Here is a 17,743-nt window from a genome sequence, read left to right as displayed (position 1 = left end):
CCGGCGCCGACGGTACGACCGCCTTCACGGATAGCGAAGCGCAGACCGTCTTCCATTGCGATGGTCTTGATCAGGGTAACAGTCATCTGAATGTTGTCACCTGGCATTACCATTTCAACGCCTTCCGGCAGTTCGCAGTTACCGGTCACGTCAGTGGTACGGAAGTAGAACTGTGGACGGTAGCCTTTGAAGAACGGCGTGTGACGGCCGCCTTCTTCCTTCGACAGGACGTAGACTTCTGCGGTGAACTTGGTGTGCGGCTTGACCGAACCTGGCTTGACCAGAACCTGACCACGCTCAACGTCGTCACGCTTGGTGCCACGCAGCAGAACGCCGCAGTTCTCGCCAGCACGACCTTCGTCCAGCAGCTTGCGGAACATCTCAACACCGGTGCAGGTGGTGGTGGTGGTGTCACGCAGACCAACGATTTCCAGCGGATCCTGAACGCGGACGATACCACGCTCGATACGACCGGTAACAACGGTACCACGACCCGAAATCGAGAACACGTCTTCGATCGGCATCAGGAACGGCTGGTCGATAGCACGAACTGGCTCAGGAATGTAGCTGTCCAGAGTTTCTACCAGCTTCTTAACAGCGGTAGTGCCCATTTCGTTGTCGTCTTTGCCTTCCAGCGCCATACGAGCCGAACCGATGATGATCGGGGTGTCGTCGCCTGGGAAGTCATAGGTGGACAGCAGGTCGCGAACTTCCATCTCGACCAGTTCCAGCAGCTCAGCGTCATCTACCAGGTCAGCCTTGTTCAGGAAGACCACGATGTACGGAACGCCCACCTGACGGGACAGCAGGATGTGCTCACGGGTTTGTGGCATCGGACCATCGGCGGCCGAGCAAACCAGGATCGCGCCGTCCATCTGGGCAGCACCGGTGATCATGTTCTTCACGTAGTCAGCGTGACCTGGGCAGTCAACGTGAGCGTAGTGACGAATGGTCGAGTTGTACTCAACGTGAGCGGTGTTGATGGTGATACCGCGCGCTTTTTCTTCCGGAGCCGAGTCGATCTTGTCGAACTCAACGATTGCCGAACCGAAAACTTCGGAGCAAACGCGAGTCAGAGCTGCGGTCAGAGTGGTCTTACCGTGGTCAACGTGGCCGATAGTGCCGACGTTAACGTGGGGAAGGGAACGATCAAATTTTTCTTTAGCCACGACAGTGAACCTCTTGCCTAAAGGGGATTAGCCTTGTTTTTTAACGAGTGCTTCGACGATGTTCGACGGAGCTTCGGCGTATTTGGAGAACTCCATGGAGTAGCTTGCGCGACCCTGAGACATGGAACGAACGTCGGTTGCGTAACCGAACATCTCTCCGAGCGGTACTTCAGCACGGACGACACGGCCAGAGACCGACTCATCCATACCCTGGACCAGACCACGACGACGGTTCAGGTCACCCATCACGTCACCCAGGTAGTCTTCCGGGGTTACAACTTCGACTTTCATGATCGGCTCGAGAACCACGCCACCGCCCTTCTGGGCCAGTTGCTTGGTCGCCATCGAAGCAGCGATTTTGAACGCCATTTCGTTGGAGTCGACGTCGTGGTACGAACCGTCGAATACCGCGGCCTTCAGGCCGATCAGAGGATAACCGGCAACAACGCCGTTTTTCATCTGCTCTTCGATACCCTTCTGGATCGCAGGGATGTATTCCTTAGGAATCACACCACCAACGACTTCGTTGGAGAACACCAGACCTTCAGTGATGTTGCCCTTGTCGTCCACGTCCGGCTCGGAGAAGCGAACCCAGCAGTGACCGAACTGACCACGACCACCCGACTGACGAACGAACTTGCCTTCGATCTCGACGTTGGATTTGGTGATCTTCTCGCGGTACGAAACCTGCGGCTTGCCGATGTTGGCTTCGACGTTGAATTCGCGCTTCATGCGGTCAACGAGGATATCCAGGTGCAGCTCACCCATACCGGAGATGATGGTCTGACCGGTTTCTTCATCGGTCTTGACGCGGAACGATGGGTCTTCCTGAGCCAGCTTGCCCAGTGCGATACCCATCTTCTCCTGGTCCTGCTTGGTTTTCGGCTCTACAGAGAGCGAAATCACAGGCTCAGGGAAGTCCATACGCTCAAGGATGATCGGCTTGTCGGCGTTGCACAGGGTATCACCAGTGGTGACGTCCTTCATGCCGATCAGAGCAGCGATGTCGCCTGCACGTACTTCTTTGATCTCTTCACGCTGGTTGGCGTGCATCTGGACCATACGACCAACGCGCTCTTTCTTGCCCTTGACCGAGTTGATGACGGAGTCACCGGAGGTCAGGAAGCCCGAGTAAACGCGAACGAAGGTCAGAGTACCAACGAACGGGTCGGTGGCAATCTTGAAGGCCAGGGCCGAGAACGGCTCGTCGTCGTCAGCATGACGCTCGTCGAATTGCTCTGGCTTGACTTCGTCCTTAGGCACATCGATCAGGTCAGGGTGGATACCCTTGATCGCAGGGATCTCGGTCGGAGCTGGCAGGAAGTCGATAACTGCGTCGAGAACCAGGGGAACACCCTTGTTCTTGAACGACGAACCGCAGACAGCCGGAACGATCTCGCTGGCCAGGGTGCGCGCGCGCAGGCCTGCCTTGATCTCTTCGACGGACAGCTCACCTTCTTCAAGGTACTTGTTCATCAGCTCTTCGGTGGCTTCGGCGGCGGCTTCAACCATGTTGTTGCGCCATTCGTTAGCCAGCTCGACCATATCCGCAGGAATTTCTTCCTCGCGGTAGGTAGTACCCTTGTCGTCGTCGTTCCAGTAGATAGCCTTCATCTTGATCAGGTCAACCTGACCCTGGAAGTTATCTTCCGAACCGATGGCCAGCTGAACAGGAACCGGAGTGTGACCCAGACGGTTCTTGATCTGACCTACGACGCGCAGGAAGTTTGCACCAGCACGGTCCATCTTGTTCACGTAAACAACACGCGGAACGCCGTACTTGTTGGCCTGACGCCATACGGTTTCGGACTGCGGCTCAACGCCGGAGGTGCCACAGAACACAACGACCGCGCCGTCGAGTACACGCAGCGAACGCTCTACTTCAATGGTGAAGTCAACGTGGCCAGGGGTATCGATGACGTTTACGCGGTAGTTGTCATACTGACCACGGGAACCCTTCCAGAAGGTGGTAACGGCAGCGGAGGTAATGGTGATACCCCGCTCCTGCTCCTGCACCATCCAGTCGGTGGTCGCGGCGCCGTCATGCACCTCGCCCATTTTGTGGCTCAGACCTGTGTAGAACAGGATCCGCTCGGTAGTGGTGGTCTTGCCCGCGTCAACGTGGGCACAGATACCAATGTTACGGTAGCGGTTAATTGCTGTAGTACGAGCCATAAAGCCCTCGCAAAAAGATTGATGCTTGAATTAGAAGCGGTAGTGCGAGAACGCTTTGTTGGCTTCAGCCATACGGTGAACGTCTTCACGCTTCTTGACTGCAGCACCCTTGCCTTCGGCAGCATCCAGCAGCTCGCCGGCCAGACGCAGAGCCATCGACTTCTCGCCGCGTTTGCGGGCGTAGTCTACGAGCCAGCGCATTGCCAGAGCGTTACGACGGGATGGACGAACTTCAACCGGAACCTGGTAAGTGGCACCGCCGACACGACGGGACTTTACTTCGACCAGCGGAGCGATGGCGTCGAGAGCTTTCTCGAAGATTTCCAGGGGGTCGCTGTTCTTGCGTGCTTTGACGGTATCCAGGGCACCGTAAACGATGCGCTCGGCTACGGCCTTCTTGCCGCTTTCCATCACGTGGTTCATGAACTTCGCGAGGATCTGGGATCCGTACTTCGGATCGTCAAGGATCTCACGTTTTGCTGCTACACGACGTCTTGGCATGATAAGCCCTCAAACGGTCTTCAGGTTAGCCCGGGACCAGGTCATTCGACCCACGCCCGACCTTACTCTTATCGACTCAAAAAAATGGATGTCTGCAAACGACCGATTACTTCGGACGCTTGGTACCGTACTTCGAACGACCCTGGTTACGGCCTTTAACGCCCGAAGTATCCAGAGAGCCGCGAACGGTGTGGTAACGAACACCTGGCAAGTCTTTTACACGGCCGCCACGAATCAGGACGACGCTGTGCTCTTGCAGGTTGTGGCCTTCACCACCGATGTACGAGGAAACCTCGAAACCGTTGGTCAGACGCACACGGCATACTTTACGCAGTGCCGAGTTAGGTTTTTTCGGCGTGGTGGTGTACACACGGGTGCACACGCCACGACGCTGCGGGCAGTTCTGCAGCGCAGGAACGTCGGACTTCTCGACCGAACGCTTACGCGGCTGACGTACCAGCTGGTTGATAGTTGCCATCTACTAGCTCCACTGATTGTCTTGCGACTCTATTGTCTTGCAAGAAAGCCAAAAATTGGCGAGACGGAGCCTCACCAAATTTAAGGGTACAAAAGTCTAAAGAGGATCTTGCACCCAGTCAAGACGAGGCCCCGGCCCTCCCCGCCCGATCATCGGCAACATTTCATGTCGCCGATGCTCGCCCGAGGCTTGCCGGGGCCTTGCCCTGTACTTAGTTACCGCTGGAATTCAGCGCTTCGGTCAGTGCAGCTTCCACTTCACTGGCGCTTACACGCAGCGGTTTGTCGGCATCACGGCGACGCTTACGCTCGCTGTGGTAGGCCAGACCAGTACCAGCCGGGATCAGACGACCCACGACCACGTTCTCTTTCAGGCCGCGCAGGTAGTCGCGCTTGCCGGTTACAGCCGCTTCGGTCAGTACGCGGGTGGTTTCCTGGAAGGAAGCCGCGGAGATGAACGACTCGGTGGACAGCGAGGCCTTGGTGATACCCAGCAGCACACGGGTGAACTTGGAGATGAACTTGTCCTCGCCAGCGAGACGCTCGTTCTCTACCAACACCTGGGTCAGTTCCATCTGGTCGCCCTTGATGAAGCTGGAATCGCCCGACTCGGAGATCTCGACCTTGCGCAGCATCTGACGCAGGATGGTCTCGATGTGCTTGTCGTTGATCTTCACGCCTTGCAGACGGTAAACATCCTGGATCTCGTTGACGATGTACTTCGCCAGCGCGCTCACACCCAGCAGACGCAGGATGTCATGCGGATCGCTCGGGCCGTCGGAGATAACTTCGCCGCGGTTTACCTGTTCACCTTCGAAGACGTTCAGGTGGCGCCACTTCGGAATCAGCTCTTCGTACGGATCGCTACCGTCGGTCGGAGTGATTACCAGGCGACGCTTGCCCTTGGTCTCTTTACCGAATGCGATGGTGCCGCTGACTTCAGCCAGAATCGAGGCTTCTTTCGGACGACGCGCTTCGAACAGGTCGGCAACACGCGGCAGACCACCGGTAATGTCACGGGTCTTCGACGTTTCTTGCGGGATACGCGCGATAACGTCACCAACACCGATCTGCGCACCGTCAGCCACACCGACAAGGGCGTTGGCTGGCAGGAAGTACTGGGCAGGTACGTCGGTACCTGGCAGGTACAGGTCCTTGCCTGAGGCATCGACCATCTTGATTGCTGGACGGATTTCCTTGCCTGCGGCAGGGCGATCCTTGACGTCCAGTACTTCAATGTTGGTCAAGCCAGTCAGTTCATCGGTCTGACGCTTGATGGTGATGTTTTCTTCCATGCCCACGAAGGTCACGGTACCTTTCAGCTCGGTAACGATCGGGTGAGTGTGCGGGTCCCACTTGGCAACGATGGCGCCAGCTTCGACCTTTTCACCTTCCTTGACCGAAATCACCGCACCGTAAGGCAGCTTGTAGCGCTCACGCTCACGACCGAACTCGTCGGCAATCGCCAACTCACCCGAACGCGATACGGCAACCAGGTTACCGTCGGCACGCTCAACCTGCTTCAGGTTGTGCAGACGCACCATACCGCCATTCTTCACCTGGACGCTGTCGGCAGCCGAAGTACGGCTTGCGGCACCACCGATGTGGAACGTACGCATGGTCAGCTGGGTACCCGGCTCACCGATCGACTGGGCAGCGATAACGCCGACAGCTTCACCGATGTTCACCTGATGACCGCGAGCCAGGTCACGACCGTAGCACTTGGCGCAGATGCCGTAGCGGGTTTCGCAGTTGATCGGCGAACGCACGATCACTTCGTCGATGCTGTTCAGCTCGATGAACTCAACCCACTGCTCGTCGACCAAGGTACCGGCCGGAACGATAACGTCCTCGGAGCCTGGCTTGAACACGTCACGGGCGATGACACGACCCAATACACGCTCACCCAGCGGCTCTACAACGTCGCCGCCTTCGATGTGTGGGGTCATCACCAGGCCCTGATCGGTGCCGCAGTCGATCTCGGTCACAACCAGATCCTGGGCAACGTCCACCAGACGACGAGTCAGGTAACCGGAGTTAGCGGTTTTCAGTGCGGTATCCGCCAGACCCTTACGAGCACCGTGAGTCGAGATGAAGTACTGAAGTACGCTCAGACCTTCACGGAAGTTCGCAGTGATCGGCGTCTCGATGATGGAGCCGTCCGGCTTGGCCATCAGACCACGCATACCGGCCAGCTGACGGATCTGGGCTGCGGAACCCCGCGCACCCGAGTCAGCCATCATGTACATCGAGTTGAAGGACTCTTGCTCGACTTCCTTGCCTTCGCGGTCGATGACCTTCTCTTTCGAGAGGTTGGCCATCATCGCCTTGGACACTTCGTCGTTCGCCTTCGACCACAAGTCGATGACCTTGTTGTACTTCTCGCCCTGGGTTACCAGACCGGAGGCGTACTGGCTCTCGATTTCCTTCACTTCGTCGGTAGCGTTACCGATGATGCGGGCTTTCTCGTCTGGGATAACGAAGTCGTTAACACCGATGGAAACGCCAGAAATGGTCGAGTAAGCGAAACCGGTGTACATCAGCTGGTCGGCGAAGATAACGGTCTCTTTCAGACCAACCACGCGATAGCACTGGTTGATCAGCTTGGAGATCGCCTTTTTCTTCATCGGCTGGTTGACCACGTCGTACGGCAGACCTGCTGGCACAACCTGGAACAGCAGCGCACGGCCGACGGTGGTGTCGACGATGCGGGTGTTCTTGACCACCGAGCCATCACGCTCTTTCACGGTTTCGTTGATACGAACCTTGATTTTCGCGTGCAGGGCGGCTTCGCCGGCGCGGAATACGCGGTCGACTTCCTGCAGGTCGGCGAACACGCGACCCTCGCCCTTGGCATTGATCGCTTCACGGGTCATGTAATACAGACCCAGTACAACGTCCTGCGACGGAACGATGATTGGCTCACCGTTGGCTGGCGACAGGATGTTGTTGGTCGACATCATCAGCGCACGCGCTTCGAGCTGGGCTTCCAGGGTCAGCGGCACGTGAACGGCCATCTGGTCGCCGTCGAAGTCGGCGTTGTACGCAGCACAGACCAGCGGGTGCAGCTGGATAGCCTTACCTTCGATCAGTACGGGTTCAAACGCCTGGATACCCAGACGGTGAAGAGTCGGTGCACGGTTGAGCAGTACGGGGTGTTCGCGAATCACTTCGGCGAGAACGTCCCACACCTCTGGCAGCTCGCGCTCGACCATCTTCTTGGCAGCCTTGATGGTGGTCGCCAGACCACGCATTTCCAGCTTGCCGAAAATGAACGGCTTGAACAGCTCGAGGGCCATCTTCTTCGGCAGACCGCACTGGTGCAGACGCAGGGTCGGACCTACGGTAATTACCGAACGGCCGGAGTAGTCAACACGCTTACCGAGCAAGTTCTGACGGAAGCGACCTTGCTTACCTTTGATCATGTCGGCCAGGGACTTCAGCGGACGCTTGTTCGAGCCAGTGATGGCGCGACCACGGCGGCCGTTGTCCAGCAGGGCGTCGACCGCTTCCTGCAGCATGCGCTTTTCGTTGCGCACGATGATGTCCGGCGCCGACAGATCCAGCAGGCGCTTCAGACGGTTGTTACGGTTGATCACCCGACGATACAGGTCGTTCAGGTCGGAGGTCGCAAAACGGCCACCATCCAGCGGCACCAGCGGACGCAGGTCCGGCGGCAGCACTGGCAGAACGGTCAGGACCATCCACTCAGGCAGGTTGCCCGAGCCCTGGAAAGCTTCCATCAGCTTCAGACGCTTGGAAAGCTTCTTGATCTTGGTTTCCGAGTTGGTCTGCGGAATTTCTTCGCGCAGGCGGCCGATCTCGTGCTCCAGGTCGATAGCGTGCAGCAGCTCGCGGACAGCCTCGGCACCCATGCGGGCATCGAAGTCGTCACCGAACTCTTCCAGCGCTTCGAAGTACTGCTCGTCGTTCAGCAGCTGGCCCTTTTCCAGGGTAGTCATGCCCGGGTCGATAACGACATAGCTCTCGAAGTAGAGCACGCGCTCGATATCACGCAGGGTCATGTCCATCAGCAGGCCGATACGGGACGGCAGCGACTTCAGGAACCAGATGTGGGCAACCGGCGAGGCCAGCTCGATGTGCGCCATGCGCTCACGACGAACCTTCGCCAGGGCAACTTCAACGCCGCACTTCTCGCAGATTACGCCGCGGTGCTTGAGGCGCTTGTACTTGCCGCACAGGCACTCGTAGTCCTTGACTGGGCCAAAGATCTTGGCGCAGAACAGGCCGTCACGCTCAGGCTTGAACGTACGGTAGTTGATGGTTTCCGGCTTCTTAACTTCACCGAACGACCACGAACGGATCATTTCAGGCGACGCCAGACCGATGCGGATGGCGTCGAACTCTTCGACTTGACCCTGGTTTTTCAGCAAATTCAGTAGGTCTTTCAAGGCCTTTCCTCCTGGCGGAGCAGGGAGCGGGCATTACCTGCCCCACTCCCCTTCGCGTCACGTGTTATTCGGTTTCCAGATCGATATCGATACCGAGCGAACGGATCTCTTTGATCAACACGTTGAAGGACTCGGGCATGCCCGGCTCCATACGGTGATCGCCATCCACGATGTTCTTGTACATCTTGGTACGGCCGTTCACGTCGTCCGACTTCACTGTGAGCATTTCTTGCAGGGTGTATGCCGCGCCGTATGCTTCCAGCGCCCACACTTCCATCTCCCCGAAACGCTGACCACCGAACTGTGCCTTACCACCCAGCGGCTGCTGGGTAACCAGGCTGTAGGAACCAGTGGAACGCGCGTGCATCTTGTCGTCCACCAAGTGGTTCAGCTTGAGCATGTACATGTAACCAACGGTCACAGGACGCTCGAACTTGTTGCCGGTACGGCCGTCGAACAGCACCATCTGGCCGCTCTCTGGCAGGTCGGCCAGCTTCAGCATGGCCTTGATCTCGCGCTCCTTGGCACCATCGAAGACCGGGGTAGCCATCGGCACGCCTTTCTTCAGGTTGTTAGCCAGGGCCAGGATCTCTTCGTCGGTGAACTCGTCGAGGTTTTCCTGACGACCGCCGATCTCGTTGTAGACCTCGGTCAGGAACACGCGCAACTCAGCGGCTTTACGCTGCTCTTCGAGCATGCGGTCGATCTTCTCGCCCAGGCCCTTGGCCGCGAGGCCCAGGTGGGTTTCAAGGATCTGACCAACGTTCATACGCGAAGGTACACCCAGCGGGTTCAGTACGACGTCAACCGGAGTACCGTTGGCATCGTGCGGCATGTCTTCAACCGGCATGATGACCGAGACAACACCCTTGTTACCGTGACGACCGGCCATCTTGTCACCCGGCTGGATGCGACGGCGGATTGCCAGGTAAACCTTGACGATCTTCAGTACGCCCGGTGCCAGGTCATCGCCCTGCTGCAGCTTGCGCTTCTTGTCTTCGAACTTGTCGTCCAGCAGACGGCGACGGTCGACGATGTACTGCTGAGCCTTTTCCAGCTGCTCGTTCAGTGCATCTTCAGCCATGCGCAGTTTGAACCACTGGCCGTGCTCCAGACCGTCCAGCACCTCGTCAGTGATCACGGTGCCTTTCTTCAGGCCCGCACCACCATCAACCACCTGACCGTTCAGGGCAGAACGCAGACGCTCGAAGGTTGCACCTTCAACAATGCGGAACTCTTCGTTGAGGTCCTTGCGGATCTCGTCGAGCTGCATCTTCTCGATGGCCAGCGCGCGGCTATCGCGCTCCACGCCATCACGGGTGAAGACCTGTACGTCGATGACAGTACCCTTGGTGCCGGTTGGCACACGCAGGGAGGTGTCCTTAACGTCGCTGGCCTTCTCACCGAAGATTGCGCGCAGCAGTTTTTCTTCCGGAGTCAGTTGGGTTTCGCCTTTTGGCGTGACCTTGCCAACCAGGATGTCGCCAGCGCCAACTTCAGCACCTACGTAAACGATACCGGCTTCGTCCAGCTTGTTCAGTGCGGCTTCACCCACGTTCGGGATGTCCGCAGTGATTTCCTCTGGGCCGAGCTTGGTGTCACGCGCCACACAGGTCAGTTCCTGAATGTGGATGGTGGTGAAGCGATCTTCCTGAACCACACGCTCGGACAGGCAGATGGAGTCTTCGAAGTTGAAGCCGTTCCACGCCATGAACGCGATGCGCATGTTCTGACCCAGAGCCAGCTCACCCATGTCGGTGGACGGGCCGTCGGCCATGATGTCACCACGCTGAACCTTGTCACCTTTGCTCACCAGCGGACGCTGGTTGATGCAGGTGTTCTGGTTCGAACGGGTGTACTTGGTCAGGTTGTAGATATCCACACCTGCTTCGCCGGTTTCCACTTCGTCGTCGGCAACGCGAACAACGATACGGCTAGCGTCGACCGAGTCGATCACACCACCGCGGCGAGCAACCACGCAGACACCGGAGTCACGGGCAACGTTGCGCTCCATGCCGGTACCTACCAGCGGCTTGTCGGCACGCAGGGTTGGTACAGCCTGACGCTGCATGTTCGAACCCATCAACGCACGGTTGGCGTCGTCGTGCTCGAGGAACGGAATCAGCGACGCTGCAACGGAAACAACCTGCTTCGGCGAAACGTCCATCAGGGTGACGTCTTCCGGCGCCTTGACGGTGAATTCGTTCAGGTGACGAACTGCTACCAGCTCATCGATCAGTTGCTTCTTGTCGTTCATCGCGGCCGAAGCCTGTGCGATGACGTGATCCGCCTCTTCGATTGCCGACAGGAACACGATGTCGTCGCTGACAACGCCTTCCTTCACCACGCGGTACGGGCTTTCCAGGAAGCCGTACTGGTTGGTGCGGGCGTAGGCCGCCAAGGAGTTGATCAGACCGATGTTCGGACCTTCAGGGGTCTCGATCGGGCACACACGGCCATAGTGGGTCGGGTGTACGTCACGGACTTCGAAGCCGGCCCGCTCACGGGTCAGACCGCCAGGGCCGAGTGCAGAGACGCGGCGCTTGTGGGTAATCTCCGAGAGAGGGTTGTTCTGGTCCATGAACTGGGACAGCTGGCTGGAACCGAAGAACTCTTTCACCGCCGCCGCTACCGGCTTGGCGTTGATCAGGTCTTGCGGCATCAGGCCTTCGCTTTCCGCCATCGACAGGCGTTCCTTGACCGCGCGCTCCACACGCACCAGGCCAACACGGAACTGGTTCTCGGCCATCTCGCCGACGCAACGTACGCGGCGGTTACCCAGGTGGTCGATGTCGTCGACGATACCTTTGCCGTTACGGATATCGACCAGGGTCTTCAGAACCTCGACGATGTCTTCCTTGCTCAGCACGCCCGAACCCTCGATCTCGGTACGACCGATACGACGGTTGAACTTCATGCGGCCTACGGCGGACAGATCGTAACGCTCGGCACTGAAGAACAGGTTGTTGAACAGGGTCTCGGCTGCATCCTTGGTTGGCGGCTCGCCTGGACGCATCATGCGGTAGATCTCGACCAGAGCTTCCAGCTGGTTGCTGGTGGTATCGATCTTCAGAGTGTCAGAGATGAACGGACCGCAATCGATGTCGTTGGTGTACAGGGTCTCGATACGGACAACCTGCGCCTTGGCGACCTTGATCAGCAGCTCGGTGGTCATCTCGGTGTTGCATTCGGCGAGAATTTCGCCGGTAGCCGGATGCACGATAGCCTTGGCGGTAGTGCGGCCCAGGACGTATTCCATTGGAACGTCCAGTTGCTTGACGCCGGCCTTCTCGAGCTGGTTGATGTGGCGCGCGGTAATACGGCGGCCTTGCTCGACGATGACTTTGCCGGTTTCGTCATGGATGTCCATGACTGCAACTTCACCACGCAGACGCTGTGGCACCAGTTCCAGGCTGAGTTTTTCGCCGGAAATGTGGAACACGTTGGTGGTGTAGAAGGTATTCAGCACTTCTTCAGTGCTGTAACCCAGGGCGCGCAGCAGCACCGAGGCCGGCAATTTGCGGCGACGGTCGATACGCACGAACACGCAGTCCTTCGGGTCGAACTCGAAGTCCAGCCAGGAACCGCGGTAAGGGATGATGCGAGCGGAGTACAGCAGCTTGCCCGAGCTGTGGGTCTTGCCACGGTCGTGGTCGAAGAACACACCAGGCGAACGGTGCAGCTGGGAAACGATCACACGCTCGGTACCGTTGATAACGAAGGTACCGTTCTCAGTCATCAGGGGGATTTCACCCATGTAGACTTCTTGCTCTTTGATGTCCTTGATCGCTTTGTTCGACGATTCCTTGTCGAAGATGATCAGGCGCACCTTGACCCGCAGTGGGACCGCGAAGGTCACGCCACGCAGGACACATTCCTTCACATCGAAGGCGGGTTCGCCCAGGCGATAGCCTACGTACTCCAGGGCAGCATTGCCGGAGTAGCTGATGATCGGGAATACCGATTTGAAGGCCGCGTGCAGGCCGACGTCGCGGAAGTGATCCTTGGATGCTCCCGCTTGCAGGAATTCGCGATACGAATCCAGCTGGATGGCCAGGAGGTAAGGCACATCCATGACGTCCGGCAACTTGCTAAAGTCCTTGCGGATACGTTTTTTCTCAGTGTATGAGTAAGCCATCAGCGTTCCCCAGCTTGGTCACCTGCTTGTTTGGCTTCTCCCGGCGGGAGCAGCCAGAAAATCGTGCAAACCCCTTGGTTTGCGCCACCCACATGGGTGTCTTGCAGCTCGTTATCGGGACCGGCCTGACCGGCCACCAATAACGGAAAAAGGCCGGTGGCATAAGCCACCAGCCATCAGCCTTTCGCTCAACGCTCAGGCTGGCATCGCAAGGTCGAGATTACTTCAGCTCGACTTTAGCGCCTGCTTCTTCCAGCTTCTTCTTAGCGTCTTCAGCGGCTTCTTTCGAAACGCCTTCAGCTACAACCTGAGGAGCGCCATCGACTTTCTCTTTGGCTTCTTTCAGGCCCAGACCGGTCAGTTCGCGAACGGCTTTGATCACGTTCACTTTCTTGTCGCCGGCTTCAACCAGAACAACGTTGAACTCGGTCTGCTCTTCAACAACGGCAGCAGCAGCAGCTGGGCCAGCAGCGGCAACAGCAGCGGTAACGCCGAAGGTTTCTTCCATTGCTTTGATCAGCTCAACAACTTCCAGAACGGTTTTCTGGCCGATTGCTTCGATGATTTGTTCGTTAGTCAGAGACATGACTCAATCCTGTATTGGGGTGACAGCCTACGCAGCCATCAAATTAAACGTATGATTTTGAAAGAGTTCGCACGCCTTAGGCGGCGGTAGCTTCTTTCTGGTCGCGAATGGCTGCCAGAGTACGAGCCAGCTTGCTGGTGGCGCCTTGAATAACGCTCATCAGTCGTGCAATAGCTTCGTCGCGGGTCGGCAGGGTAGCCAACACGTCGATCTGGTTCGCTGCAATGAAATTGCCGTCAAACGCAGCTGCCTTGATCTCGAACTTGTCCTGACCCTTGGCGAACTCTTTGAACAGACGAGCAGCAGCGCCCGGGTGTTCGTTGGAGAAAGCAATCAGGGTCGGGCCTTTGAACGCGTCGTTGAGGATCGAGAATTCGGTGCCTTCAACAGCGCGCTTGAGCAGGGTATTACGCACTACACGTACGTATACGCCAGCTTCGCGGGCCTCTTTACGGAGTCCGGTCATTGCGCTTACAGTCACACCACGGGCATCAGCCACGACAGCGGACAGAGCGACTTTGGCAGCCTCGTTGACTTCAGCGACGATGGCCTTCTTGTCTTCGAGTTTAATTGCCACGGGTTTACTCCTGGTTTTTACCGTTTCATCTGGCCGAGGCCGGATGTCGTTTTGGTGTCTGATTCGGTAACGAATCGGGAGCACCATCTGCGTGGGCTGATATTTTAAGGCTTGCGCCGCCTACGGTCTTGGATAGCCCCCGCCAGGCAGGGACCCCAATTTTTGCTGGCGGCGCGACTGGTCGCGCCGCCATGTTCTTACACGTTCAGCGAGCTCTGATCGATGACCAGACCTGGGCCCATGGTGGTGCTCAGGGTAACGCGCTTAACGTAGATACCTTTCGAGGAAGCTGGCTTGATACGCTTCAGGTCAGCGATCAGGGCTTCAACGTTTTCCTTCAGCTTGTCAGCTTCAAAGCCGATCTTGCCAACGGAGGTGTGGATGATACCGTTTTTGTCGGTACGGTAGCGAACCTGACCAGCCTTGGCGTTTTTCACGGCAGTGGCTACGTCTGGGGTCACGGTACCAACTTTCGGGTTAGGCATCAGGCCGCGAGGACCCAGAACCTGACCCAGCTGACCTACAACGCGCATGGCATCAGGCGATGCGATAACGACGTCATAGTTCAGGTCGCCGCCTTTCATTTCGGCAGCCAGATCATCCATACCTACGCGATCAGCGCCGGCAGCCAGAGCAGCTTCAGCAGCTGGACCCTGGGTGAAGACAGCAACGCGAACGGTCTTGCCAGTGCCGTGTGGCAGCACGGTAGCGCTACGTACGACCTGGTCGGATTTACGCGGGTCAACACCGAGGTTAACGGCGATGTCGTAGGACTCGACGAACTTGGCAGCAGGCAGCGAGGCCAGCAGAGTTGCCGCTTCTTCGAAGTTGTAGGCCTTGCCTGCTTCGATTTTCTCGGCGATTGCCTTTTGGCGTTTGGTCAGCTTAGCCATTACACACCCTCCACGTTCAGGCCCATGCTGCGGGCAGAGCCAGCGATGGTGCGTACAGCAGCGTCCAGGTCAGCGGCAGTCAGGTCAGCCTGTTTGGCTTTCGCGATGTCTTCCAGCTGAGCACGGGTAACGGTACCGACTTTAACGGTGTTCGGGCGAGCCGAACCACTGGTCAGGCCAGCAGCTTTCTTCAGCAGAACCGAGGCAGGGGTGCTCTTGGTCTCGAAGGTGAAGCTACGGTCGCTGTAGACAGTGATGATCACTGGAGTCGGCAGGCCGGCTTCTTGACCCTGGGTACGGGCGTTGAAGGCCTTGCAGAATTCCATGATGTTCACACCATGTTGACCCAGAGCTGGACCAACGGGTGGGCTTGGGTTGGCCTGGCCGGCCTTAACTTGCAGCTTGATGTAAGCCTGAATCTTCTTAGCCATGAGCTACTCCAAAATCGGGTACGAACGCCTGATGGCTCCCCGGATGACTTGCGTTTTATCCCAGTGACGACAAAACCCCGCAGCACACAGGGCTGCGGGGTATGGGATGCTTCGTCCGCCTAGACCTTTTCGACCTGGCTGAACTCGAGCTCCACCGGAGTAGAGCGACCGAAAATGAGCACCGCAACCTGCAGGCGACTCTTTTCGTAGTTAACTTCTTCGACACTACCATTGAAGTCAGCGAACGGACCATCAATGACTCGAACCACTTCACCTGGCTCGAACAGCGTCTTGGGCTTCGGCTTATCGCTACCGTCGGCAACGCGACGCAGGATGGCCTCAGCTTCTTTATCGGTAATCGGCGCAGGCTTGTCAGCAGTACCGCCGATAAAGCCCATCACGCGAGGGGTATCCTTGACCAAGTGCCAAGTCCCTTCATTCATCTCCATCTGGACCAGTACATAGCCAGGGAAGAATTTACGCTCACTCTTGCGCTTCTGGCCGTTGCGCATTTCGACGACTTCTTCGGTCGGGACCAAGATCTCGCCGAAACCGTCTTCCATGCCAGCCAGCTTGACGCGCTCGATGAGGGAGCGCATTACATGCTTCTCGTAACCCGAGTAAGCATGCACAACATACCAACGCTTAGCCACGGGACACCTTTAGCCAACGATCAAGGAGACCGCCCAGCCGAGCAGGGAGTCGAGCCCCCACAGCAGCAGTGCCATAACCAGCACGACAGCCACGACAATCAGCGTGGTCTGGGTGGTTTCCTGGCGGGTCGGCCACACGACTTTACGAATCTCGGTACGAGCTTCCTTCGCCAACGCAAAGAACGACTTGCCCTTCGCAGTCTGCAGAGCTACAAAGCCCGCGACAGCAGCAAGGACGAGAAGCACAAGAACGCGATACAGGATTGGAGAGGCGGAGTAATATTGATTACCCACGACACCAACAACCACCAAAGCCACTACAGCCAGCCACTTGAACAGATCAAAACGCGATTCTTGGGCTTCAGTTTTGGGGGTCATCGAGGAGGATCCTGTAAGAAGAAAGCCATCACACCGAGGTGAAATGGCAGGTCAGGAGGGAATCGAACCCCCAACCTACGGTTTTGGAGACCGTCGCTCTGCCAATTGAGCTACTGACCTGTAACGCTGTATCAGGCCGGCCATTATACCGGCCTGATCAAGTAAATCAACTACTTATTCAATAATTTTTGCTACGACACCGGCGCCGACGGTACGACCGCCTTCACGGATAGCGAAGCGCAGACCGTCTTCCATTGCGATGGTCTTGATCAGGGTAACAGTCATCTGAATGTTGTCACCTGGCATTACCATTTCAACGCCTTCCGGCAGTTCGCAGTTACCGGTCACGTCAGTGGTACGGAAGTAGAACTGTGGACGGTAGCCTTTGAAGAACGGCGTGTGACGGCCGCCTTCTTCCTTCGACAGGACGTAGACTTCTGCGGTGAACTTGGTGTGCGGCTTGACCGAACCTGGCTTGACCAGAACCTGACCACGCTCAACGTCGTCACGCTTGGTGCCACGCAGCAGAACGCCGCAGTTCTCGCCAGCACGACCTTCGTCCAGCAGCTTGCGGAACATCTCAACACCGGTGCAGGTGGTGGTGGTGGTGTCACGCAGACCAACGATTTCCAGCGGATCCTGAACGCGGACGATACCACGCTCGATACGACCGGTAACAACGGTACCACGACCCGAAATCGAGAACACGTCTTCGATCGGCATCAGGAACGGCTGGTCGATAGCACGAACTGGCTCAGGAATGTAGCTGTCCAGAGTTTCTACCAGCTTCTTAACAGCGGTAGTGCCCATTTCGTTGTCGTCTTTGCCTTCCAGCGCCATACGAGCCGAACCGATGATGATCGGGGTGTCGTCGCCTGGGAAGTCATAGGTGGACAGCAGGTCGCGAACTTCCATCTCGACCAGTTCCAGCAGCTCAGCGTCATCTACCAGGTCAGCCTTGTTCAGGAAGACCACGATGTACGGAACGCCCACCTGACGGGACAGCAGGATGTGCTCACGGGTTTGTGGCATCGGACCATCGGCGGCCGAGCAAACCAGGATCGCGCCGTCCATCTGGGCAGCACCGGTGATCATGTTCTTCACGTAGTCAGCGTGACCTGGGCAGTCAACGTGAGCGTAGTGACGAATGGTCGAGTTGTACTCAACGTGAGCGGTGTTGATGGTGATACCGCGCGCTTTTTCTTCCGGAGCCGAGTCGATCTTGTCGAACTCAACGATTGCCGAACCGAAAACTTCGGAGCAAACGCGAGTCAGAGCTGCGGTCAGAGTGGTCTTACCGTGGTCAACGTGGCCGATAGTGCCGACGTTAACGTGGGGAAGGGAACGATCAAA

Annotated in this window: 13 protein-coding genes and 1 tRNA gene; all 14 read right to left on the bottom strand. The window is 57.5% G+C overall.

The annotated features are described in order from the left end of the window. The coding region (gene tuf / locus ACTJJN_RS26090) for an elongation factor Tu (protein WP_179052311.1) at positions 1 to 1,169 on the bottom strand (1,169 nt) is incomplete at its 3' end. A 27-nt stretch (positions 1,170 to 1,196) separates the two neighbouring features. Beyond that, positions 1,197 to 3,344 carry an elongation factor G gene (fusA, locus tag ACTJJN_RS26085; protein ID WP_003255490.1) on the bottom strand — a complete coding sequence of 716 codons (2,148 nt, stop codon included), beginning with the start codon at positions 3,342 to 3,344 and terminating at the stop codon, positions 1,197 to 1,199. Between the two features lie 30 nt (positions 3,345 to 3,374). Beyond that, on the bottom strand, positions 3,375 to 3,845 hold the full coding sequence (rpsG, locus tag ACTJJN_RS26080) for a 30S ribosomal protein S7 (protein ID WP_003246741.1): 471 nt from the start codon (positions 3,843 to 3,845) through the stop codon (positions 3,375 to 3,377). A 106-nt stretch (positions 3,846 to 3,951) separates the two neighbouring features. Next, positions 3,952 to 4,323 carry a 30S ribosomal protein S12 gene (gene rpsL, locus ACTJJN_RS26075; protein ID WP_003255492.1) on the bottom strand — a complete coding sequence of 124 codons (372 nt, stop codon included), beginning with the start codon at positions 4,321 to 4,323 and terminating at the stop codon, positions 3,952 to 3,954. Positions 4,324 to 4,534: 211 nt separating this feature from the next. Further along, entirely contained in the window at positions 4,535 to 8,734 is a 4,200-nt protein-coding gene (gene rpoC, locus ACTJJN_RS26070) for a DNA-directed RNA polymerase subunit beta' (protein ID WP_440781742.1), read from the bottom strand. 64 nt (positions 8,735 to 8,798) lie between these two features. Further along, the gene (rpoB, locus tag ACTJJN_RS26065; RefSeq protein ID WP_003255495.1) at positions 8,799 to 12,872 is read right to left on the bottom strand and encodes a DNA-directed RNA polymerase subunit beta; all 4,074 of its coding nucleotides are present in this window, start codon (positions 12,870 to 12,872) and stop codon (positions 8,799 to 8,801) included. 220 nt (positions 12,873 to 13,092) lie between these two features. Further along, positions 13,093 to 13,458 carry a 50S ribosomal protein L7/L12 gene (rplL, locus tag ACTJJN_RS26060; RefSeq protein ID WP_003255496.1) on the bottom strand — a complete coding sequence of 122 codons (366 nt, stop codon included), beginning with the start codon at positions 13,456 to 13,458 and terminating at the stop codon, positions 13,093 to 13,095. Between the two features lie 76 nt (positions 13,459 to 13,534). Next, complete coding sequence (rplJ, locus tag ACTJJN_RS26055; protein WP_003255497.1) at positions 13,535 to 14,035, bottom strand: 50S ribosomal protein L10; 501 nt, start codon at positions 14,033 to 14,035, stop codon at positions 13,535 to 13,537. Between the two features lie 197 nt (positions 14,036 to 14,232). Further along, positions 14,233 to 14,928 (bottom strand): 50S ribosomal protein L1, encoded by a 696-nt coding sequence (gene rplA, locus ACTJJN_RS26050; protein ID WP_003255499.1) that lies wholly within the window; start codon positions 14,926 to 14,928, stop codon positions 14,233 to 14,235. Further along, positions 14,928 to 15,359, bottom strand: coding sequence for a 50S ribosomal protein L11 (gene rplK / locus ACTJJN_RS26045; protein ID WP_003255500.1), 432 nt, complete (start codon positions 15,357 to 15,359; stop codon positions 14,928 to 14,930). Before rplK ends, rplA begins: the two co-directional genes overlap by 1 nt. A 119-nt stretch (positions 15,360 to 15,478) precedes the next feature. After that, entirely contained in the window at positions 15,479 to 16,012 is a 534-nt protein-coding gene (nusG, locus tag ACTJJN_RS26040; protein ID WP_003255501.1) for a transcription termination/antitermination protein NusG, read from the bottom strand. 9 nt (positions 16,013 to 16,021) lie between these two features. Then, a complete protein-coding gene (secE, locus tag ACTJJN_RS26035; protein WP_003255502.1) occupies positions 16,022 to 16,390 on the bottom strand; it encodes a preprotein translocase subunit SecE in 369 nt (122 codons plus the stop codon). A gap of 44 nt (positions 16,391 to 16,434) precedes the next feature. After that, positions 16,435 to 16,510: transfer RNA gene (locus ACTJJN_RS26030), tRNA-Trp, on the bottom strand. 54 nt (positions 16,511 to 16,564) lie between these two features. Next, on the bottom strand, positions 16,565 to 17,743 hold a 1,179-nt coding region (gene tuf / locus ACTJJN_RS26025), incomplete at its 5' end, for an elongation factor Tu (protein WP_304485061.1).

The organism is Pseudomonas sp. 22515, assembly GCF_052044625.1.
GTDB lineage: Bacteria > Pseudomonadota > Gammaproteobacteria > Pseudomonadales > Pseudomonadaceae > Aquipseudomonas > Aquipseudomonas alloputida.
Note: the sequence above shows the minus strand (reverse complement) of the source record. Positions and strands in the feature narration are given on the sequence as shown.